This is a genomic window from Singulisphaera sp. GP187 (genome assembly GCF_900129635.1).
Lineage (GTDB): Bacteria > Planctomycetota > Planctomycetia > Isosphaerales > Isosphaeraceae > Singulisphaera.
In genome coordinates, this window is sequence record NZ_FSRB01000001.1 from 450,118 (window position 1) to 472,529 (window position 22,412).

Consider the following 22,412-nt stretch of genomic DNA (forward strand, 5'->3'; position numbering starts at 1 on the left):
CCGCACCTGGCCCTGCTCAACGTGCCAAGCGGTCTCTACGATGAATCGGCCGTTGATATTCTTTATCTTCCCTGGGACCGCGGGCGTCCCGCCCGCAATTTAATTTTTCATGTGCATGAATGCCATTTCCTTGCGGGCGGGCCGCCCACCGTCCCAGGAAAACGCATCGCCAACGTGAGGCCCTGCGATTCTATCGACCGGCGGGAGCCGCCACGTTTTGGGATGATGAGGAGGCGGTGCCTGTCTGTCCCTGACGCGGACGGCGATGGGTGGAACGCGAAGCCTGCTGATGTGATTCGTAGTAAGAGCCGAGCGTGTGCATTGCCACGATCGAGTTCCAGGCCGTCAGCAACCAGCAGGCCAGGCTCGCCCCGATGTAGAGCCAGAAGAACTTGGGCCGAAGTAAGAACGCGCCGAGGAAGGCGGCGGCGGTCAAGCCGACGATCGTGCCGATCGTCAGGCAGAGCCCGAAGAACGAGGGGACGCGGTGTCCGATGGCGCCCAGGACGCCCCCTGGCTTTGCCTCCAGCGGGTCGTCGTTCAGGAAGACGATCAGCAAGGCCATCAGCGCGTAGGGAACCCCGAGTAGGCCGAGAGCGATCGCGATGCCGGGGTTCCAGGGGAGCCCCCCCTCCACACTGACGACGTAGGCGGTCAGCGGAAGGAATCCGACGCAAACGCCGAGAACGCCCCAGAGCATCCAGGACGCGAGGCCGTCGAAGAGCCCCTCGAAGTTCCGGTCAGGCGGGCGCGGAGGCAAGGTCTCCCCCTCGAATGAAGCGGTCAGCACCCGCGCGAGATATTGGATCCAGTAGAGCAGTGCTATCGGCAAAAAGATCACCGAGGGCAAGGCCGTGATCAGACCGATGAGGATGCCCATCAGTCCGGCTCCCGAGGCCTCGGCGCTGTCTTGGAGCGACAGGCAATACTCCGGAACGAGATTGGCCATGACCCAGAACACCAGGCCGAGCGTGACCACCATCGCCACCCCTTCCGCGCCTCGGAGCGGGTAGAAAAGGGAGAGAGGCCACCAGGCGTCCGGGGGTGGTCGGTTGGTCGCCTTTGCTTCCCCGTCCTTGCTCCAGCCAATCGGGGCGGGGGTCGGGACGGGACCTTCGACGACGCCTTCGCTCGAAGGCGGAACCGAGGCGGCATTCGGGGGCGGTGCGGCGATGTCGGCGCCGAGGTTGTAGGCCGTCCCATGCCAGCCCCACTCATCGTCGGCCTGCCGGTCATCGCCCTCGGGAGCAGCCGCCGGCGCGTTGGCGTCAGGCAACTCGAGATCGTCGAGCCAGGGATCCAATACCGGACGCGGCGACGGATCCGGCGGCTCGAACGGGCGAAGCGCGAGTGGTTTCGCCGCCTGGCCCAGGTCGTAGGTCCCCTCCCAGTTCCACTCGTCGTCCTCGACGGCGGCCGGTGGCGCTGTGGGCTCGCCCCCTGGTATCCGGATCAAGGCTCCGCAACTCGGGCAACGCCCCGTCTTACCGGGAGGGAGCCCCGCCACCTTCAGCCGACGCCCGCAGGGGCAGACCAGGATCGTGACGCTCATGACAAGAACTCGTTCGCTGACCGCAATGCGGGTTGGAAGTTGCTTCCTCACGCGGGGCGAACGACAATTGTAATGGGGTCGAGCGAAACTCTCAAGGACAAATATCAGAGGCGTGGTGGGGAATGCGCCGGGATCAGACCGGCGCGGTTGAGTAGAGCGACGCGATCGGTTCACCGGCGCAGAGGGTCAAGGGGCGTCCGAGTCGGTCGCGGAGTTCGGTGCGTGTGTCGACCCCGAGGGCACTATAGATGGTCGCGGCGAGGTCGGGGGGGCTGAAGCTCCGCGAGATAGGGTAGGCCCCGAGGCGGTCGGACTTGCCGATGACTTGGCCGCCGACGACCCCAGCCCCAGCGAACATGGCGGGGAAGACGGCCGGCCAGTGGTCGCGGCCCGGGACGTCGCCCGGCTTGAGCGGATGAATTCGAGGGGTCCGGCCGAACTCGCCGAGCATGACGACGAGGGTCTCGTCGAGCAGGCCGCGGACCTCGAGGTCGTCGAGCAGAGCCGAGACCGCCCGGTCGAGCGGTGGCAGGAGGTCGTTCTTGAGGCGCGGGAAGTTGTCGGTGTGGGTGTCCCAGGTCTGGACGATCCCCATGGAGGCCTGCACGATCGGCACCCCGGCCTCGACCAGCCGCCGGGCCAGCAGGAGCGACTTGCCGAACGAGTGGCGGCCGTAGCGATCGACCAGGCGCGGATCTTCGCGTTCCACGCTCATCGCGCGGCCGACTTGTCCGTTGCAGAGCAGGGCGAGGGCGGCGTCCTGCTGGTCGGCGAACGCATCCCCGGTGGGCGGAACCACGAAGGTCTGGCCGAGCAGGTGGCGGCGGCGATGGAGCCGGGCCGGGTCGAGCCCGTCCGGCAAGGCGAGGCTGTCGTCCTTGGATTCCGCTTGATTCGGGTCGAGCTTGAGCTGCCAGGGGTCGTGTCGGGGGCCGAGGAAGCCGGCGTCCTGTCCCGGCCAGGTGAGCGGTCCTTCGACCAGGCGGGTCGGCAGGGCCACGCCGTTCGGGATCCCGTCGCTCCGGCGGCGGAGGTTGTCGAGCACGGCCGCGTAGCAGGGGAAGTCGTCGCGTGAGGCGACGCGGTCGAGGTCGCTAGCGCCCCGCGGGGTCGACGCATGCCCGGTCAGGATCCGATGGACCGCACAGAGGTGGTTCCCCTCGGGGTGGGACATCGACCGGACGATCGCCAACCGCTTGGCACGAGCCGCCAGGCCGGGCAGGTGTTCGCAGAACTGAAGGCCGGGGGCCGCCGTATCGATCGGCTTGAATTCCCCCCGGATGCCGTCGGGCGCTTCGGGTTTCAAGTCGAACGAGTCGTGCTGGCCCAGGCCGCCACTCAGCAAGATGACGATGACCGACTTCGCCCGTCCCGGGGTCGCGCCGGCGGTGGCCGCCGTAGCGGACCGACCCGCCAGGAGACCAGGGAGCCCCATCCCGAGCAGCCCCGAGTAGCCGACCTGGAGGAAGTCGCGTCGCGTCGCCATGCCTTCGCCGCCACTGCGAGTCGAACTACGCTGGCCCATGACCAATCTCCCGGTGTTGCCAGAATCAGGCAAAGCCCGCTCTCAGCCACGCATCCTTACAATGTAGTTTAACATTTGCTGACGAAAGATCCAGCACTCTTTCGGGGCGGTGCTTGGCCTGACTCGTTTGCACCTGGTTTGTGGTGCGGGCCGCACGGATCAGACGGGCACTCATGGTGCGTCCGCCTGGTTCTTCCTCTTGGCGGTTTTCTTCGCGGGGGCGTCGTCGTCGCCCACGGGGACCGTCGCGGGGGCCGGATTATGAGCCTTGAGCCAGGCGTCATATCCCTTGGCTCGTGGTCCGACGTACTTGTATGACTCGAAGATCGCCCCGTTGCCGAGCGCCCGCGGGTCCTGCTCCTGGCGGAGCATGCTGACCATTTGATCGCGTAGGGTGGCCATGACGGTGGTGTAAGCGGGGTCGGAGGCGAGGTTTCGGACGCATTCCGGATCGTCGGTCAGGCGATAGAGGGCGTCGGCCGGTCGTTTGCCGAAGCTGATCTCGTAGAACTCGCCACCGATCGCCTTGAGTAGCTCCTTGGTGGGGCTCGGGTCGCAGTTGCCGAAGTCGGTCTCCGGGTTCCCGGCCGGCCAGCGGTCGGGGAAGTAGTTGTGGACGTAGAGGAACTCGGGAGTACGGATGGCACGCGCGGGGTAGCCCCAATCGTAGGGCCGGCCGAGGTCATGGCGTTCCTTACCGGCGAGCATCACGTTGCGGTCGCGGTCGACCCAGCCCGACGCTTGCGATCGGAGCACGTTGACGAGGCTTTTGCCGGTGATCTGCGGATGCGGCGGCAAGCCGGCCAGTTCCAGGAACGTCGGCGCGAAGTCGCGCACGTTGACGAAATCCTCGACGACCCGCCCTGGTTTGATCGTCGCGCCCCAGCGGATCGCCAGCGGAAGGTGGAAACCATCCTCGAAGATCTGCCCCTTCACTCTCGGGAACGGCATGCCGTGATCGGACGTGACGATGATCAGGGTCCGCTCGAGTTCGCCCGCGTTCTCGAGGGCTTGCAGGGCCTTGCCGATCTGCGCATCGGCATACTCCACCTCGACGGCGTAGTCGAGCAGGTCGTCGCGGACCACGTCGAGGTCGGGCAGGTAGGCGGGGACCTTCACGTCCTCGGGCCGCTTGCCGAGCCGTGTGCCGGAGTGGCGTTCGTAGCCGCGGTGGGGCTCCTTGAATCCCATCCAGAAGCTGAACGGTTGCCCGGCCGGCCGCTTGCCGAGAAACGACTCAAAGTTCTTCGCGTAGTCCGTCCGGGCGATCCCCGACGCCGGCGGCTGGGTGGTGTGCTCATCAAAGAGCGGCCCGGCGGGATTGCGCTTGAACCCGGTGGACTGATGATCGCCCGGCCCCCACCCTTTTCCCGTGAGGCCCACCGTATAACCGGCCGCTTCGAGCAACTCGGGGTAGACCGCGAACTTGCGCGGGAAGATCCCGTAGTGGCAGGCCGCCTCCTCGAGCTGCCAGCTATTCCGCCCGGTGAGGATACTGGCCCGGCATGGGCTGCATTTCGGGTTGGAGGTGAAGGCGTTCTTGAACAGGATCCCTTCGCGAGCGACCCGGTCGAAATTCGGTGTCTTGACCCAGGAACAGCCATAGGCGCCGGCGTGGTTCCAGCCCCAGTCGTCGAAGATGATAAACAGCACGTTGGGCCGGTCCGGACCGCCCGCGGCAACGGTCTCCACCGGATCGACCAAGCCGACGAGGGTCGCGAGGAGCAGGGGGGCGAGCAATGACCTCATAGCGTTACTTGTTCCTGGGCCGAGGAGTCACGTCAGAAAGACCGTGCGACCAAAGTCGGGTTGGTCTGAAACTGGATCATGTCGGTCGGATTGGTCAGCTATTGGACCGAAGCCGGTGGCCCACGTCAATCGAAATGGGAACGATTCGGAGCGCATCAAGGGCGGTATCCCTGCGATCGTGGGAGGGGCTATTGTGATCGCTCTCCTCCCCGATCAGTCGGGACGACCCAGAAGAGGAGCTGAGCCCAGCGGACGGTCATCCCTTTTTCGACGGTGGCGAATTGGCCGTCGACCCCGGGGACTGGCCAGCGGGCATAGTCTAGCCTGCCGGAGATCGGACTCACGATCCGGCAATGCTCGATCTGATTCTCGATCTTCGCCAGTTTGTCCTTCTCCCGTTTCCACTCCAGTTCCCGAATTCGCTCTTCGGCGCGGGCCTGTTCCACCTTGCTTTCGAGCTCCTTGACCCTCTTGCTGTAGGTGAATTTCTCGAGCACGTCCTTCTTCGTCAGCGCCTGTTTGTAGGTGAGGACCTTTTGCGCCAGTGAGACCTTGTCGGCGATGTTCTGAGCCTTTGAGACATAGCTCTTGGCACGCATTCGTTGCGACCATTCCAGCCGATCCTCCGCGCGGGTTCGCTCGGACTCCGCCAGACTGATCTCGCCCTCGACCGCCTCCCACTCCTTTTTGTAGATCCCTTCGAGGTACTCGGTGACTTCGATCTCGGCGACCTCGCGAATCAGCTTGGCATTTTGATGAGCAGCCTCAGCCTCAGACCTCGCGACGCCCTGCTTGAACCGTCGTTCTTCCAGGCGCGCTGAGTCGAGCCGGCAGATCAGATCGCCTTGCCTCAGCTTCGAACCGTTGGGTGCGAGGGCGATGATCTTCGTATCCGACTCGACTTCGTTGATGATCGCGACGGCGATTGCCGGGCGAAAGTCGCCCTTGTTCTTCCTGGCGAAGTTGGACGCAAGGCCCGTTTCCAGCCCGCGATTGACAGTTTCCGCCTTGTCGCCATGGCCGGCCTTCGCGAGGGCTCCGGCCCCCGCCGTCACCCCCAGCGCGGCCACCAGGCCGATGGCGGCCATTTTGAGCTTGGTCAAAAGCATGGCTCTCAACACTCCCCGAGATAGGGCGAGCACCGATGCCGAGGCCCACGTGGCCGCGGTCTGACCGCCCATCGCGAACGGCAAGGCGGAGCGCACCGTTTTTTCGGCCAGGTGCGCGGGCACGGCAAGTCGTGCTTCCGCCTTGATGATCGAACTCAGAGAAAGGGTGTTGGGAGCCAGCCCCCGGCGCGTCAGCCTTCCCTTCAGGAGGCTCCGGGCCTGTGCCAGCCGCCCCTTGACCGTGCCGACCGGCCACTGGAGCCGGCTGGCCGCCTCGGTGTGCGTGAGTCCTTCGAGGTCGCAGAGCAAGACCGGTACGCGGTATTTCTCGGGCAACCGGCCCAGTTCGTCATCCAGGGCCGCGAGCAGTTCCGCCCGTTCCTCGTCGGGGGCCGGAATCGCCGGCTCCCACGTGGTGGAGGAAGCTTCGCGGGCTCTCCGTTTCTCGGCCAGGGTCCGAGCCCGGTGCGCCACCCGCCGGGCCACGCCGTAGAGCCAGCGGCCCAACGAGTCGTCGACCCGCACCCCTCCCGACTTGCGGACGAGCACCAGGAACGTGGCCTGAAACGCGTCCTCAACGTCGCGCGGGTCGCACAAAGCACGGCGGCAGACGCCGAGCACCATCGGCCCGTGGCGGGCCATCAAGGCCTCGAAAGCGGCTTCCGCCGTGTGGGTCGCCCGGGTCGCGGCACTGATCCGCTCCAGCAGTTGGACGTCGCTGAGGCCGGTGGTTGTCCCGGCGGAGAAAAGGGTGGAGAGCGGCCTCAGGCCGGCAGTCGTCGTGTCGTTGGCCATCGCTCCATTCTCCGGTCCTCGTTGCCCTCTCTGTCTCTATCCATGCACGTTTGCGGCGAATGGATCTGACTTTTTGGCGTCGGACGCCGGATTTCGAGGATTCGCGAGGGTCCCGGGCCGCGGGCCGGATCCGATCATTCCTCGGTTTTGTTGGCGGCCTGGATCTCGGCGGGGGTCAGCGGGCGGATCTCGATCTTTCGGAGGGCGCCGGTGGATTCGTAAGTCGCGAAGCCGAGCGGCTGATTGGGGCGGGTTTCGATCCTGGTGGCGAGTTGCAGGCCACGATAGTCGAGGTGGATGATTTCCTTGTCGTCAACCTGGCAGGCGATCGTCTGGTCGGTGACGCGGACCCGGAACTTGTACCAGGTCTTGTTCTCATATTTGACGAATTTGTTGGTTTCGTTCTCCGAGGCGTCGGAACCATTGAGGCTGGAGATGCCCGTGACGTTTCCTCCCCAGCCGCCGTTGACCAAGGTGACGAACGACTTGCCGACGGGAAAGGTGGCCGCGGCGAAGAAGTCGGACCCGGAGATTCGTTTGGCCTCGTAGCTCAGCTCGTAGTTCGTCGTGGGCAAATCCATCCGGGTGGTCGTGATGCCCGTCATCGCACGCCCGGGCGCCATGACGAGGACGCCGTCAACCACTTGCACCAGCCCCGCGCGGAAAAAGTCGGTCTTCTTCCAGCCGTCCAGGCTCTTGCCGTCGAAGAGGACGGTCGGCTGGTCCGGCTTTTTCTCGGCCTGGTCCGCGCCCATGGTCGACATGAGCATCGCGAGGACCGCCATCACGAGGGACCCGCGACGCGGCAGAAACAGGGCGGATCGGCGTTCGGTTGTCATTGAACATGCCTTGGCTTGAGGAAATTTAGATCTGATCGCGTGATCGCCGGCTGGCTCGATTCCAGCCATGGAGGCGATCCGGCGAATCACTTCTTGACCGTGAACTTTTGCACGCGCTTGCCGTTGATTTCGGCCACGTAAACGTCGCCCTGCGCGTCGAGGCAAGCGGCGTGCGGCATCAGAAACTGCCCGGGGTCGGTCCCCTTCTGGCCCCAATGGGTCAGCGCCTTCCCATCGGGATCCAGCACGGTGACCCGATTGGCTCGGCCATCGGCGACGAAGAGGCGGCCGTCCACGGCCAGGCCGAGCCCGAAGGGCGCACCGCCCGCGGTCCAGCTCGCAAGGAACTTGCCCTCGGGGTTGAAGATTTGGACCCGATCGTTTTCGCGATCCCCGACGTAGATCCGGCCGCGGCGGTCGAGGCAGATCGCGTGGGGCAAGTGGAACTCGCCGTCGCCCGTCCCTCGCTTCCCCCACTCCTTGAGGTAGCGACCCTCGGGGGAGAACGCCAACACTCGCGCATTGCCGTACCCGTCGGTAACGAAGAATGCACCCGAGGGAGTAACCGCCACGTCGGTCGGCTGATTGAACTGGTCGGGGCCGTCACCCGGCTTGCCCTTGGTTCCGAGCGTCATCAAGAGCGTGCCGTCGTGAGCGAACTTCCTCACCAGGTGGTCGCCGATGTCGGTGATCCAGATGTTGTCGTTGTGGTCGATTCGCAGGCCATGGGCCTTCTTGACCAGGCCGTCGCCCCACGACCGCACGAATTTGCCGTCGCGATCGAAGACGACGATCGGGTGCTCACCCCGGTGGAAGACGAAGATTCGGTCGGTCGAATCGGTCGCCAGGGCCGACACGGCACCAAATTGGATCGAGCTTGGCGTTTCGGGCCAGTCAGGAACCGGGCGGTAGGCCGGTTCCTCGGCCGCCAAGGTGGGCTGGCCAAGGCTTGTGAGCATCAAGAAAAGGGCGACCCGACGTCCGTTCATTGTGTGGCTCCCCGGCGCGTTCCTCTCTTCGATGAGGCGGTCCCGCATTGTAACGGACCGCCTGAACGATCCCAATGCGCTGGTGTGGGCGGACTCAACGGGGCGCCCAACCTTACCGGATCAAGCCGGACGCGACCTTGAATCGGATCGCCCAGACCAGGTAGAGGCGTGCGTGCAGCTTCCAGCGCCAGGGCGTGAGCGACTCCCGTTCGGTCACGAGCACGCGCAGGAACGGGTCGTCCTCGAAGAGCGACCAGAGGATTTCCGGGTTGACCCCGTGAAAGTAGTTGCGCTCGCGGACGATCTGGTTCAGGAGTTCGGGCAGCGCTGCGTCCGGTAACGCCACCAAGGCGGGGACAATCTCCGAAGATACGACGTCGGTGATTAGCAGGGCGGTCCCACCCGGCGCGGTCAGTTGGGTCAAGAGCCGCAAGTGCCCCGCCCGGATCGCTTGCACGATCGCCATGAACTGAGGATGCGCCTCGCCCACCGAGTGGAAGGCATTACCCACCAGCGGGCTGAGCAGACAGGTCGAGGCGACCAGGTCGAACGGCGCCGGGAGAGTCGAAACGACCCGGCGTGCGGGTTCATCGACCAGGCACGCGAGCTCTCGAGGCCCGATTGCGGTCGTCGCGGACCAGGTCGCCAGCACGTCGATCATCCCGGTGAGGTCAATCCCGTCCCGCCGGTGGAGCGACGGGTGGTCCGCCACCCCTTGACGCTCGGCGGCTTGCGTCAGGGCCTCTTGGTCCAGGTCCACCAGGTACACTTCGCCGTGCGCCTTCAGGAGGGTCGGTAAGTCGAGGTCATTGCAGTTTCCCGCTCCAAGCACGCAGAGCCGGCTCTCACCCGGTCGAGCTCCGGTCTCGAGCAACCGCGTGACCCGCGCCCGATGATCGGCAAACCCGTCCCACTGGCCGCGACTCCCGGCATTGAATTCGAGATGCCGTCCCTTCGATCGATTCACACTCGGCTCCGACTTATCAAGAATTTCTGAATTTTCAATAAAGAGGAAAAGCGACCGTCAGGTGATAAAATTGAGTGTTATTGCATGTGAATGGTCGTGTCATGTTTCGCTTCAAGCGTCGCTTGCGGCGGCTGGTAGCACCCGATAGAGTGACGCATTCTCGGAGGTCGACAACCCGCCCCCCTCTTTGAGTCAGAGGTTCCCAAGGGAGGGGGGAGGGGAGCCGATCCACTGCCCATACTCGACGGAGGGTGATTCGTCCCATGTTAGCACAGTTCGTATCGATCTGGATCGTGGCCGCGACGTTGGGCCAAACCCCGGCGGAGACCGCCTGGTTAAAGGCGGTCCCGGGTGATGTCGACCTGGTCATCCGGGGCCGTGGCCTGGAGTCGACCTCGGCCGATTTGACGGCGATGCTCAAGGCGATGAGCCCCCGGTTGGGGGCGATGGCGGAGCCGGCTCTGGCCGATCTCTTGACCAAGTTCAAGGATCAACACGGCGAGTTGGCCCTCAAAACCGCGTGGGTCGGCCTGGTCCGGGCGGTCGCGCCCGGACCCGACGGCGTGATCCCGTTCGCGGTCCTGGTCATCCAGGAGGACTACCGTGGCGTGCTCAAGGCGCTCGCGGCCGGCAAGGACGTGGTGCTCAAGCCCCAGGACGGCGGGTTTGACGCGTTCGACAACCCCCACGGCGCCGGGCTCTGGTACGCCGTCAAGGGGGCTGGGTTCGTGGCGTTCGGCCCTGACAAGGAGTTCATCGCCGCACTCGCCAAGCCCGGAGCAAAGACGCTCGATCAGGTCCTCACCCCCGCGCTGGCCAAGCCGTTCCTGGCCGGCGACCTCGGTCTGTTCGTCAACGCCTCGAAACTCTCGGTCCGATACGCCGACCAGATCGATCAGGGCCGCCAGAAGTTCATGGACTCCCTCGACCAGGCCGGCCAGAGGACGCCGAACGGCCCGTCGATGGAGGGCGTCAAACTGATGTACGGCCGTTTCTTTGACGCGATCAAAGACGCCGATTCGCTGACGCTCAACCTCGACTTCGCCGCGGAAGGATTCCACCTGGCCGGCCTGCTCGACGTGAAGGCCGGAGCCACGCCTGTGAAGGCGATCGCCTCAAGCGGGGTGGGAGCGGCCGACCTGAGCAAGTTCGCTGCGGATGCCGCGTTTTACGTTTACATGAACATGGACGCGAAGGAAGTGGCGCGGTTGCAGAACCTGAGCTTGAGCATGGTCAATCCCGGAGCCAAGGACAGCCCCGAGTTGACGAAGGCGATGGATCTGTTCAATCAACAGGGGCGGATCGAAACCCAGGGCAGTATGACGTTCGGCAACGGGATGCGCGGGTTCAACGTCGTCAACGTCTCGGACCCCAAGGCGTACATCGCGGCGCTCGAGGCGATGCTCCAGGCCATGAAGAAGGCAGAGAGCCCGCTGAATATCTACAAGGACATCAAGGTTGACGCCGACGTGGAAACCTATCAAGGTATAAAGTTCACGCATGTCGTCGCGACGATCGATAGCGAGAAGCTCACGAAGCTTGGCGGGGGGAATCCAGGAGGGGCAGCGAGCCTCAAGGCGATGTTTGGCGGCGATGCCTTCCACTACTGGATCGGCATCGACGGCAAGCGCGTCCTGCACGTCACGTCGCCGACCTGGGACGAGGCCAAGGCACAACTCGACGCCTACTTGAAGGGGGATTCCGGTGTCGGGACCGTTCCTTCGTACCAGTCCGTACGCGCCGCGCTGCCCGAACAGGCCAGCCTCTTGATGATCGCCAGCGCCCAGGGACTCGTGCGGATGTTCGCCTCCCAACTGAGCGCGACCCTGAACAAGCCCGATCTGAAAGTCCCCGAGGACCTTCCCAAGGAGCCGGCCCTGTTCGGCGGCTCGCTGACCCCCCGGGCGCCCAAGGGCTATGAGTTCCACTTCGTGCTCCCGAGCCAGGTCGGCCCCGTCATCGAGAAGGGGATGATCCCGCTCTTCCAGGGGTTGCCAGGGAACGTCCCGCAATAATTGCGGCTCGACATCGTGGGCGGTTCCAGTACGCCCTCCTCGTCAATTCGCACGCCCGTAGGGGCGACCGTCAAACGCCGAGGTTGGACTTCAACGGTCGCCCCCGCGGGGCTATGATAGACGAAAATTTAAATTTTTATGGTTAGTTATGTAGTTCGCGATGTGCGGTCGCTTCAGGGTTGCAAAGTCAAAGCGGCCAGCGACCCAAGGACATAATTCACGGACGCTCCCATGAAGCACGCAATGATCACGAGTCTGTCGCCAGGAAACCGGGCCGTCTGTCTGCCCCGGAGGCGGAAATTCGCGGGAGAAACGCGTTCCCACGCTCTGCGTGGGAATGCCGTTTTGGCCGCTCTGCGGCCCCACCCGCCGGGGAAGACGACGCGGAGCGTCGCGGACGGCATTCCCACGCAGAGCGTGGGAACGAGATCCCGGTTTCCTTGCGACTGTCTCATGATCACGGCCCTTTTGATGGGCCTCGGGTCGCAAGTTCAGGCGGCCGAGCTCGACTTGCCGCCCCGGCCATCCGCGGCGCTGGGCGGAGTGGAGTTCGCCCGTTCGCTGGCGGATTTACCGTTGGAAGCGCGTGAAGCGAAGATTCTGGTGGAATTTGAGCGGGGAAACGTCCCCCGTTTTCTCCGGACACTCGTTCCGGTCAGCGTCACGACCGAGCAGGCCAAGGCGACGTACTATGTCACCCCGGACTACCTCGCGATTGGTTCCGACGACGACTACGTCCTGGTCCCGATGACCCCGTTCACGGCCCAGAAGCTTGCGGATCGGCTCGACTGCGTTTTGCCGACCCCCAAGATGGTCGATGACATCTACGCGGCCGCGGCTATCAAGCTGAGTCCGTCACCGATTCCGCCGACGCCCGCGATGACGACGGTGCCCGTCTTCATCCAACACAATGAGACGGTCCGCGGCCAGCGCAAAGGCATGCCGCTGGGGGCGCTGATCGCCGGCCACAAGAAGGACGTCGTGATTGCGAGTCGCCTTTTCGCGACGCCCGGGAAAGTGGCGATCTACGGCTGGCACAAGCGGGAGGACGGGCGGCCGATTCAACCGCTTTTCACCGGCCATGTCGCGTCGTGGGTCGACTATAGCCATGGCATCCGGCTGATCCAGCGGCGATTGACCGTGAACGGCGAAGTGGCCACGGTGGATGACGTCCTCGCCGATCCCGCCTTGGCCCCGCTCTTGAGCCATGACGGGAAGATGACCCGCTCTCGGTACGAGTTCACCGCCTTTCCCGCCGAACCAGGGGTAAAGCCTCAACCCCAGCCCCAGTCTTTCGAGGCGGCTCCCGGGGAAACGAACGAGGAGTTTCGCCTGGAGCCGGGCGTCCGGATCGTCATCAACCGGCCCGACGCCGGTTCCGAGAAGCCCGTACTCTTGGTCTACTACGCGCTTCCCAACGGAGCCACGATCGAGCAGACGATCGGCAAGGCGACCAAGCCGGGCGACGACTGGCACTTCGACATCCAGCATATCGGAGCCCAGACCCGCTTCCTTCGTGAGAAGCTCAAGGACCGAACCCTCGTCGTGGCCTACCTCGAGAACGACCTCAAGAGCTGGCCCGCCTGGCGGAAGACGTATGGAGATAAGACGATCGCGAAAATCCTCGACACCGTGCAAGGCCGGTTCGACCCCACGCGCACGCGCGTTGTGTTCAACGGCCACAGCGGTGGCGGGAGCCTCATCTTCGGCTACCTGAATGGCTTGGAGACGATCCCGGACGCGGTCGAGCGGATCGCCTTCCTCGACTCCGACTACGGTTATGAGACCGACCGGCACCGTGACAAGCTGGCCGTCTGGCTCCGCGCGTCCGATTCGCACGTTCTCTGCGTGCTCGCGTACAACGACGCCGTGGCCCTTTTGAACGGTAAAACCTTCGTCAGCGCGGCGGGAGGCACCTGGGGCCGGAGCCAACTCATGCAAGCCGACCTCGAGCGTTCTTTCCCGTTCCAGAAACGACTCACCGACGGCATGCATCGGATCACGGCTTTGGACGGCCGGGTGACTTTCTTCCTCAAGGAAAACCCCGAGAAAAAGATCTTTCACACGGTTCAAGTCGAACGGAACGGCTTCATCGAGAGCCTCCTCTCGGGAACCAGGCTCGACGAGGTTGGCTACTCGTACTTTGGCGACAGGGCCTACTCACCATTCATCAGGGCCGATTAGAACCGGCTCAAGCGGTCCGAATTCTCGTGATATTCGCTTGTCGGCGGGACACAGTTTGCCATGAAGTTAGCATTTGATCAGGATCATTAAGATGGTGGGCCGTGCCCACACTTCGAATGGGACCTATGAAACCCAGTCGGAGTGAAATGAAGGGGAGACGGCGAAATTTTCGCGAGCGGAAGGCGGGGAATGTCTGATACAGTCAATGTCGATCGGATCGACGTGCCAGCCTGTTCCGACATGAGCGTTGGGTCGACCAGGCGAGAGCTCCGGCCTCTATTTTCGGTTCGCCGAGGATCCTGATGGAACTCGACCTCTCTTCTCCGCACTTTCCGGCCGCCCGCAGTCGTCGTGAGTTCCTTCGTCAGGCGGGCGGAGGGTTCGGGGCCTTGGCCGCGTCCTGGTTGCTTTCTCAGGAACGGCTCCTCCTCGGGGCCGAGCCCGTGGCCGATCCGTTGGCGCCCCGCTCCCCGCACTTTGCTCCTCAAGCGAAGCGGGTCATCTACTTGTTCATGCACGGCGGGCCCAGCCACCTCGAGACGTTCGACCCCAAGCCCGACCTGCAACGGCTTTCCGGTCAGCCTTTGCCCGCAAGCTTTGGCGTGGTGGAGACCCGTCGAAAGGTGGCGGCGAACCCGATGCTGGCCACCAAGCGAACCTTCCGCAAGTACGGGCAGAGCGGGATCGAGGTTTCCGACTTCCTCCCGCATACCGCCCGTTGCGTCGATGACGTCGCCGTGATCCGGTCGTGCTGGGCCGATAGCGTCAACCACCCGCAGGCCGTTTATCAGATGAACACCGGGTCCGTTCTGATGGGCAAGCCCTGTCTGGGGAGCTGGGTCGGTTACGGCCTGGGGACCGAGAACCAGGACCTCCCCGCGTTTGTCGTCTTGCCCGACCCCGGCGGCGGAATCAAAGGGGGGCCGCCCGCTTACGGGTCGGGGTTCCTGCCCGCGAGCTACCAGGGGACGAACGTGCGCTCGGGCGCGAGCCCGATCCTCGACCTCCGGCCGGCCGAGGCGGCCGCCGTCGACGGTCAGCGCCGGACGCTCGACCTCATCGGCAGGCTCAATCAGATCCATCGCGAGGGGCGTGAAGAAGATTCCGAGCTCTCGGCGCGGATTCAGGCCTACGAACTCGCCTACCGGATGCAGAGTGCGGCCCCCGACGCCGTCGACCTGGCGCGCGAGTCGGCCGAGACCCGGACACTCTACGGACTCGACGAGCGGACCACGGCCGAGTTCGGCACCCGCTGCCTGCTGGCCCGGCGGCTCGTCGAGCGCGGTGTTCGGTTCGTCCAACTTTACTCGGGCGACGTGGCCGGTTGGGATGCCCACGAAGATGTGGAAGAAAATCATGCCCGCATGTGTGCCCGGACGGATAAGCCGGTTGCCGGCCTGTTGACCGACCTGAAGCGCCGGGGGCTCTTGGAGAGCACCTTGGTGATCTGGGGCGGGGAGTTCGGTCGGATGCCGATGTCGGAGGGGGGCAGGGGCCGCGACCATAACCCGCATGGGTTCTCCGTCTGGATGGCCGGCGGCGGAATCAAAGGGGGGACGGTCCATGGCGCCACCGACGCCGTCGGGCTTCGAGCCGAGGTCGACCGCGTTCATGTTCATGATATTCATGCCACGATTCTCCACTTGCTCGGGCTCGACCACACGCAGCTCACCTTCTCCCACAACGGTCGCGACGAGCGATTAACCGACACGGCGGGCAAGGTGGTCACCTCGATACTGGCCTGACCTTTTTTCCACAAACGGATCCGCATCCATGAGCTGGAATCGCTGGCGGCGACCGTCCCGTGTCCGTGTCGTTCTGCTTTTCGCGGCACTCGGGGGCGCTGGCTTTGTGCTCCGGGCCGATGAGCCGAGCAACCCGGCCCGCGACGGCACCCCTTTGAAGGAAAAGGCGATCACGAACGCGGATCGCGAGCATTGGGCGTTCGTCCCACCGTCGCGTCCCGAGCTCCCTGGGGTCCGCGAGAAACGGTGGGTCCGCAACCCGATCGATACCTTCGTCCTCGCCCAGCTCGAAGCGAACGAACTCTCTCATGCCCCCGAGGCCGATCGACCGACCCTGCTTCGCCGCGTGACGTTCGACCTGACCGGGTTGCCGCCGACTCCCGAGGAGCTCGACCGCTTCGTCGCCGACCAGGCGCCTGACGCCTTCGACCGGGTCGTCGACCGCCTCCTCGCTAGCGCCCATTACGGCGAGCGCTGGGCGCAGCACTGGCTCGACCTGGCCCGCTATGCGGACACCGATGGGTTCGAGTTCGACCAGGCCCGCCCCGATGCCTGGCGGTATCGCGACTGGGTCGTGGGCGCACTGAACGACGACATGCCGTACGACGAGTTCGTGCGCCGGCAGCTCGCCGGAGATGAGCTCGATCCCGACGATGCCCAGTCGTTCGTGGCGACCGGCTTCAACCGTTGCTATCCCGACATGGTGGACCTCAACGACCAGAAGCTGAGGCGGCAGAACGCACTCAACGACATCACCGAGACGACCGGCCTGGTGTTCCTCGGGCTGACCGTCGGCTGTGCGCGGTGCCATGATCATAAGTTCGACCCGATCCGTCTCTCCGACTTCTACCGGCTCCAGGCCTTTTTTGCACCGGCGCGATTCCGCGACGACTACCCGGTCGCTCCGGCCTCGATCAGGCACGAGCACGAACGGCAGGTGGCCGCCTGGACTGCCGAACTCGCCGCACTCGAATCCTCGATTCTCGCGATCGAGATCCCGTTGCGCAAGCAACTCGCGCTGGGGCTTCGTGCCACGGTGACCGACGACGTGGTCTCGGCCTATCAGAAGTCCGCCCAGGAGCGAACCCCGCAAGAGGTCATGCTGGTTTTCGACGCCCTGGAGAAAGACCGCCGGATCAAGTCGGAGGTCTTCAACCTGCTCCTGGGATCGGACCTGGCCTCGATCCGAACACTTTTGCGTGCCCGCCTGCGCGTCGTCCAGAAAGCCGCGCCGGCCGCGCTGCCCCAGGCGCGTGGCCTGGACGAGGTGGCCACGTCGGCACCGCCGACTCATCTGCTGCGCCGGGGCGATTTCGCCAACCCAGGGCCCGAAATCGATCCGGGGTTCCCGGCCGTTCTGACCTCGACCGCCACCCAGATTCCTGTGATCCGGCCGATCAGGCGAAGCACCGGCCGCCGGACCAAGCTGGCCGAATGGCTGCTCGAACCGCGGAATCCCCTGACCGGTCGGGTGATGGTCAATCGAATCTGGCAGCGCCACTTTGGCCGCGGGATCGTGGCGACCGCCAGCGACTTCGGCATGATGGGCGCGGAGCCTTCGCACCCGGAGCTGCTCGACTGGCTGGCCACCGAGTTCGTCGCCCGAGGCTGGAGCCTCAAAGCGATGCACCGGCTGATGCTGACAAGTGCCACTTATCGGCAATCAAGTCGGAACGACCCCGCCGCATTCAAGGCCGACCCCGAGAACAACCTGCTCTGGCGGCACGCGCGCCAACGGCTCGACGGCGAGGCCATCCGCGACGCGCTCCTGGCCGTCTCGAACGAGTTGAACCTGAGCCTCGGCGGCCCTTGCGTCTTCCCGGAACTGCCCGCCGAGCTGACCAAGCTCAGCAGCCATGGCGCGGTCTGGCCTGTCTCACGGACTCGCGAAGAACGCAACCGACGCAGTCTCTACGTCTTCGTCCGCCGCAACCTGCGTTATCCCTTCTTCGAGGCGTTCGACCGCCCCGATACCAACGCAAGTTGCCCCGTGCGAACCGTCACGACGATCGCCCCTCAAGCGCTCAGCCTAATGAACAGCAAACTCGCGCTCGATGCGGCCCACGGCCTCGCCGATCGGATCGCCCGCGAGGCCGGCCCCAACCCCGCCGCCCGGATCGAACGGGCGTATCGACTGACCCTCGGCCGGACTCCCCGCGCTGAGGAAAGCGAGCTGGCTCGGGGGTTCCTCACTTCTGAAACCGGCGAAAGTCTCACCGGGTTCTGTCTCGCTCTGCTCAACGTCAATGAATTTGTCTATCTTGACTGAACGAGAGCCTCTTGTCGGGTGGGCCGTGCCCACCCGACAAGACAGGTCAGGCGGGCTCGGTTACGGGTTTCGGCGGCTTCGAAGCGACTTGAGCGTTTCGGCGACTTCGGCCGGGTTCAACTTTTTGTCGCCGTCGCGATCGAACTCGATCAAACGCTTCTCCATCTCGGCCCTGGTTTCCAAGGCGCCGATGATCGTCACGATTTCGTCGAGGCTCAATTTGCCGTCGCCGTCCTTGTCCATCAGGCGCATCGCATCGGCGGTTCGCTTGGTGATCTCTTTGGGGGAGGGGGGCTTGGGGGGCTCGGCCGCCTGTTTCGTGGCGGGGCCGGTGGGGATGACGTCGAGCGTGAGGATCGCCATCTCGTTGGTCGTCTGCTCGCCGTAGGTCACGCGGGTCGGAGGATGGCTTGGGTTGGCCGCGTTGTCGGCGGAGTTGTCGAAGGTCCAGGTCCCCTCGAGCTTGGTTCCGGCCGGGAGGCTCAGTGGGGTCTGATATTGATAATAGTTCTGCCAGTTGAAGTCCCAATCGGGGATGGAAATTACCGGCTTCGTCGTGCCGTCGGGGAGCGTTGCGGTGACCTTCACGGAGCGACCGATCAGGTGCATGTGCGGGAAAACGCCGTAGAGGTCGACCGGGCCTGGGAGTGTTCTCGAGGCGTTGACGACATGGTGCGCATCTCCGGCAGGGATATCGATTCGATTGTTGTTCAAGAGAACAAGTTTAAGTCTTCCCTGTGGTTTCTGGTCGGTGAAGTGGAAGCCGATCGACGATTGCTCGGACTCCGGCTTGCCGCTGGGGTGGAGGTGGAGTTGCAGGACGAGGTCGGACTGGCTGGGAAATTCCGCGGCGAATCCGTCCGGCAGCGGGCGGGGCTCCATGCCGGGGGTCCAGAAGGCGAGCTGGCCCGGGAGCAACTGGCCCGGAGGAGCCAGGCCGCTGCCGAAGCTCTTGCCGTCCCCCTCGGCCAGTTTCGCCTTCGCGACCCGCTCGGGAAGCGTGGTCAGCACGGCGTGGTGCACGATCCGCCGATTTCCAGGGCGGTACTCCACCGCTTTGAGATACTTGCCGGCCGGCACCTTGAGCGGGATGACGAAACAGCGGTAAATGTCGGGGCCCTCGGCCTCGAGGGGGTGAGGCTCGGCCATCTTGACGACCAGGTCCGGCTCGCCGAGCTTCCAGCCCGCCACGAACTTGGGCGCTGGGGGAAGGTCGGCCGGGTCTCCTTCGGGAGTGCCGTCCTCGATCCAGCGGACGAACGTGGCGATCTGGTCGTCGCTCAACCGCCGTTCGTCGGCGAAATGGCCGAAGCCCGGCTCCGCCTTCCAGGGGGGCATCACTCGCTCCTCGATCACGGATCGGATCAACTTGGCCCGCTTGCTCAGGTCGCGGTAGCCCAGCAAGGAGAAGGGGGCCACCTCTCCGGGACGATGGCAGGAGGAACAGTGGTTGAACACCAGGGGAGCGATGTCCTTGGTGAACGTCACCGACCCCTTCTTGAGCTCAACTTGAGGAGCGGCCGGATCGGTCCCGTCCGTGGCCCTGCTCTCGCTTGAAAATAACAAGAGACACGCCAGGGAAAGCAGGGCGAAATGGGGGGACCCGTGGATTCGCATTATCATGAGCGTTGACGCCCTCAATCGCGGACCAGGTGGGAGCGTTGTGTTTTTTTCAAGTCGTACACGATACCCTGGGCACCGTACCCATGTTTCCGATTCTGTATCTTTGGGGTGAGTCGCTGCCGTCTGGGATTCCCGCGGCCGTTGGGAATCGGCCTGGGCGGCCCGCCTGCTGGGCTTCATCCTGGGAGCGCGCATGGGCCTCCCTGACGAGTGGCCAAGGCGAATTGCCCGGCCCTTTGGACGCGCTGGCCCGGAATATGCAGGTTCATGAGGCGGAATGAACTCGAACGGACTGTATTCGTGAGAGCTTGCACCGTCGGAGTGATTGTTATGGTCGTTTCACGCTGGGGTTGGGTGATCTCGACCGTTTTGCTCGGGTCGGGAACGGGTTTCGTCGCTTCGGAGGCGCGGGCTCAGGCGAAGCCGGACGCCCCGCCGGTCCTTGAGGGGCCGCTCGTCGGGGAGCCAACGCTTCCGCCTCCACCCGCGGAGGCGCCTGAACCTGAAGCGGCTCAGGCGGGCGAACTTGAGACCACGAACGCCCCGCTCCACGATGCCTTGAGGCTTACGGAGACTCGGTCAAAACCGGAGCGGGCCCCGAAGTCGCCCCCCGCTCCGGTGGCGGAGCGTCCCTCGACCGATCGTCCGGCTCCCTCGGCACGATGGTTTGGGGGCTACTGGTCATGGGATCCGGCCCGCAATGACTTCGACTGGGTCTCGGGGGCCTGGCGCGTTCCTCCCGCCAACTCGATCTGGGTCGAGAGTCGCTGGATGCGCGACGCCGACGGCTGGTATCGCGTTCCTGGATTCTGGAGCCCGCGCCAGCAAGGCCGGGCGGGTCGGGATGCCGCACCTGCTCCGGCGGCTGCACTTGCTCCTGCCACTGAGACTGCTGCCGCGAACGCGCCCGGATGGCGGATCAGCGGACCTCCCGCCGATCGTCCCGCGGAATCACCTGGTCCCGCGCCCGGCCCCGACTTTTTCTACATCCCCGGTCAGTACACCCCCGACGGTGACCGCGCGGTCTGGAAGAGCGGCTTCTGGGCGCAAGTTCAACCCGGTTGGGACTGGGTTTCGGCACGCTGGTCCCGTCAGGCGGATGGCTGGCACTATCGCGCTGGCTACTGGACCCGAGACACGGGGCCAGGTTTGTCCGACATCCGCCGCCACGCGGTGGCTCGTCCCGGCGAACTTCCTCCGGCCATCATCGAATCGGAACCGGCAACGGCCACGGATCCCAACGCGGGCCTTGATGATCTGCCTCCCTCGGACGGGGGCCGCGACCTGTTGTCCGAGGCGGAGCAAGAGGCCGCCGACCGCGCATTAGACCCGGCACCACCGATTGTGGTCGTGACCCCGAGAGGCCGCTATGGGCCAGTCGGCCCTCCGATCGTCGACTATCGCTATCGGATGCCCTATCGCATGATTCGACCTCCGAGTCCTCTCTACGGGCCGGCGGGCGTGGTCGTCCCCGACGCGGTGCCGCCGTTCGTTCAGCGCCTCCTGAATCGGGTTTTGCCTTGATCTGAACTGAACTGATCCCTGCTGACCAGGACGACCAAGTGGGCGAAATCCAAAAGAACGGGGAATGATCTCATCGCGATCTGATAGGAGCTGACCGCCCGTTCTGATATCGTCGAGCGACCAGACTGACCCCTGGCGTCGGCTCGCGGTCACAATCCGGCCTTGGGATGGCGCGGAGAATGATGGCGAGGGAGGTCGCATTTGATGTCTTTGTCGATCGCGGTGATTGCTTTGCTTTTGGGGTTGGCTTCGTTCGGCCTCGGCTGGTTGATGACCTGGCTCGGGGTGACGATCGCCTTGAGAGGGATACGTCAGGCGGACAATGAACCCTGGTTCGAGCGGGCGAGACGCGTTTATCCTGCGCGTCAGCTCGTCGCCTATAACGCGGTTTTCTGGCCAGTCTACTTCGGCGTCTTGCTCTTCGTAATGCTGGCTCAAGCTCCGATCAGCCGAGGAGCGTCCCTCTCTGCAGCCATTGGCGGTTTCGCCTTGTCACTCGGCAGTTTGGTCGAGGGGAATCGGCTCGAACGTCGCTTGAGCCGGCCGAGCCGCCAGCCGGGTGCCACGGGAATAGCCCTCCACTGGATTCTTACCTCCCCGGGGCTCTTTGTATTCGCGACGATGCTCGCGCTCATTCCGACTCGGATGGGATGGGCCGCCGTGGCCGTGCTGACCTTGGGGACGGCCATCGCGACCTTTTTCGTCTCCGGAGCGTGGTTGACCCTGCTCGTTCGATTCGGTCTGGCCGGCCCGGCCTCGCCTCGATTGACCGAGATCGTCGAACGGGCCGCCACGCGGGTAGGCATTCGTCCTCGAGCGATCTTTGAACTCCGCTCGCCCAATTCCATGGCGCTCGCCTTACCGGTCTCGCAATCGCTTGTGTTCACGATGCCGATTCTTGATGCATTGGAAGACGATGAGCTGGTCGCCCTGGCCGTGCACGAGTTGGGACATCTCAACGAACCGCGAATCGTGTATATGACCCAGGTTGCCGGCGCCTATCTGTCGGTCGTTAGTGTGGCGGCGATTCCGTTGGCTGGCTCTTACGGTGTTGGTGCGGCGGTGGTCCCGTTGGCGGTCTTTTTTCTGGGCCGGCTCGTTCTCGGGCGGTTCGGGAGACGCATGGAGGAACGCTCGGACGAGCTTGGACATGCCCACGAGGGGGAGACCGCGGGCACTTACGCTCGCGCGCTCGAGAAGATGTACGAGGCGAACTTGATGCCGGTGGTTGGCCCTCTGAAGGAGGTGCATCCGCATCTCTATGATCGAATGATTACCGCGGGAGTGACGCCCGACTATCCCAGGCCCATGCCTCCTCCTCGCAATTTCATGGCCCATCTCCCGTCCATTGTTATATTGTTCCTTTTTTGGGTTTGGTTGGGGTCTATCTTCGCGCCATCCAATCAGATCGATGGAGAATCCGAGGCGTTGACGGATTTTCAAGGGCGCCACGCGTTTCCAGTGGGTTTGCCATCGCCAGTAGGGAATGGCTCGCTGACCTGATTGGAGCGGGCCGCCCGATCATGC

The 22,412-nt window shown here is 64.4% G+C and carries 14 protein-coding genes; 6 read left to right on the forward strand and 8 right to left on the reverse strand.

The features are described from left to right. Positions 1-190 precede the first annotated feature (190 nt). The 7 genes from BUS42_RS01910 to BUS42_RS01940 all read right to left on the reverse strand — a co-directional run bounded on the left by BUS42_RS01910 (position 191) and on the right by BUS42_RS01940 (position 9,525). Positions 191-1,552 (reverse strand): hypothetical protein, encoded by a 1,362-nt coding sequence (locus tag BUS42_RS01910; RefSeq protein ID WP_074304776.1) that lies wholly within the window; start codon positions 1,550-1,552, stop codon positions 191-193. A 133-nt stretch (positions 1,553-1,685) separates the two neighbouring features. After that, positions 1,686-3,077, reverse strand: a complete 1,392-nt coding sequence (locus tag BUS42_RS01915) for a DUF1501 domain-containing protein (protein ID WP_074304778.1) — start codon at positions 3,075-3,077, stop codon at positions 1,686-1,688. 171 nt (positions 3,078-3,248) lie between these two features. After that, positions 3,249-4,826 (reverse strand): sulfatase family protein, encoded by a 1,578-nt coding sequence (locus BUS42_RS01920; RefSeq protein ID WP_074304780.1) that lies wholly within the window; start codon positions 4,824-4,826, stop codon positions 3,249-3,251. A 188-nt stretch (positions 4,827-5,014) separates the two neighbouring features. Then, positions 5,015-6,730 (reverse strand): sigma-70 family RNA polymerase sigma factor, encoded by a 1,716-nt coding sequence (locus BUS42_RS01925; protein ID WP_074304782.1) that lies wholly within the window; start codon positions 6,728-6,730, stop codon positions 5,015-5,017. Between the two features lie 134 nt (positions 6,731-6,864). Further along, entirely contained in the window at positions 6,865-7,569 is a 705-nt protein-coding gene (locus BUS42_RS01930) for a 3-keto-disaccharide hydrolase (protein WP_074304785.1), read from the reverse strand. Positions 7,570-7,655: 86 nt separating this feature from the next. Further along, the gene (locus BUS42_RS01935; RefSeq protein WP_074304786.1) at positions 7,656-8,558 is read right to left on the reverse strand and encodes a peptidyl-alpha-hydroxyglycine alpha-amidating lyase family protein; all 903 of its coding nucleotides are present in this window, start codon (positions 8,556-8,558) and stop codon (positions 7,656-7,658) included. 112 nt (positions 8,559-8,670) lie between these two features. Continuing rightward, entirely contained in the window at positions 8,671-9,525 is an 855-nt protein-coding gene (locus BUS42_RS01940) for a class I SAM-dependent methyltransferase (RefSeq protein WP_074304788.1), read from the reverse strand. Between the two features lie 263 nt (positions 9,526-9,788). Here BUS42_RS01940 and BUS42_RS01945 point away from each other — a divergent pair, with 263 nt between their 5' ends. The 4 genes from BUS42_RS01945 (at position 9,789) to BUS42_RS01960 (ending at position 17,738) form a co-directional block, all read left to right on the forward strand. Further along, positions 9,789-11,540 (forward strand): hypothetical protein, encoded by a 1,752-nt coding sequence (locus BUS42_RS01945; protein ID WP_074304790.1) that lies wholly within the window; start codon positions 9,789-9,791, stop codon positions 11,538-11,540. Positions 11,541-11,993: 453 nt separating this feature from the next. Further along, positions 11,994-13,724 (forward strand): hypothetical protein, encoded by a 1,731-nt coding sequence (locus BUS42_RS01950; RefSeq protein WP_074304792.1) that lies wholly within the window; start codon positions 11,994-11,996, stop codon positions 13,722-13,724. Between the two features lie 302 nt (positions 13,725-14,026). Beyond that, positions 14,027-15,469, forward strand: a complete 1,443-nt coding sequence (locus BUS42_RS01955; RefSeq protein WP_074304793.1) for a DUF1501 domain-containing protein — start codon at positions 14,027-14,029, stop codon at positions 15,467-15,469. 28 nt (positions 15,470-15,497) lie between these two features. Continuing rightward, positions 15,498-17,738: a DUF1549 and DUF1553 domain-containing protein gene (locus BUS42_RS01960; protein WP_074304795.1), complete on the forward strand. Its 2,241-nt coding sequence runs from the start codon at positions 15,498-15,500 to the stop codon at positions 17,736-17,738. Between the two features lie 60 nt (positions 17,739-17,798). Here BUS42_RS01960 and BUS42_RS01965 read toward each other — a convergent pair whose 3' ends face one another. Further along, positions 17,799-19,361: an ascorbate-dependent monooxygenase gene (locus BUS42_RS01965; RefSeq protein ID WP_074304797.1), complete on the reverse strand. Its 1,563-nt coding sequence runs from the start codon at positions 19,359-19,361 to the stop codon at positions 17,799-17,801. Between the two features lie 330 nt (positions 19,362-19,691). Here BUS42_RS01965 and BUS42_RS46120 point away from each other — a divergent pair, with 330 nt between their 5' ends. Together BUS42_RS46120 and BUS42_RS01975 are read left to right on the forward strand one after the other, a co-directional pair. Then, positions 19,692-20,885 (forward strand): hypothetical protein, encoded by a 1,194-nt coding sequence (locus BUS42_RS46120; RefSeq protein WP_074304799.1) that lies wholly within the window; start codon positions 19,692-19,694, stop codon positions 20,883-20,885. 204 nt (positions 20,886-21,089) lie between these two features. After that, positions 21,090-22,388 (forward strand): M48 family metallopeptidase, encoded by a 1,299-nt coding sequence (locus BUS42_RS01975; RefSeq protein WP_074304801.1) that lies wholly within the window; start codon positions 21,090-21,092, stop codon positions 22,386-22,388. The last annotated feature ends 24 nt before the right edge of the window (positions 22,389-22,412 follow it).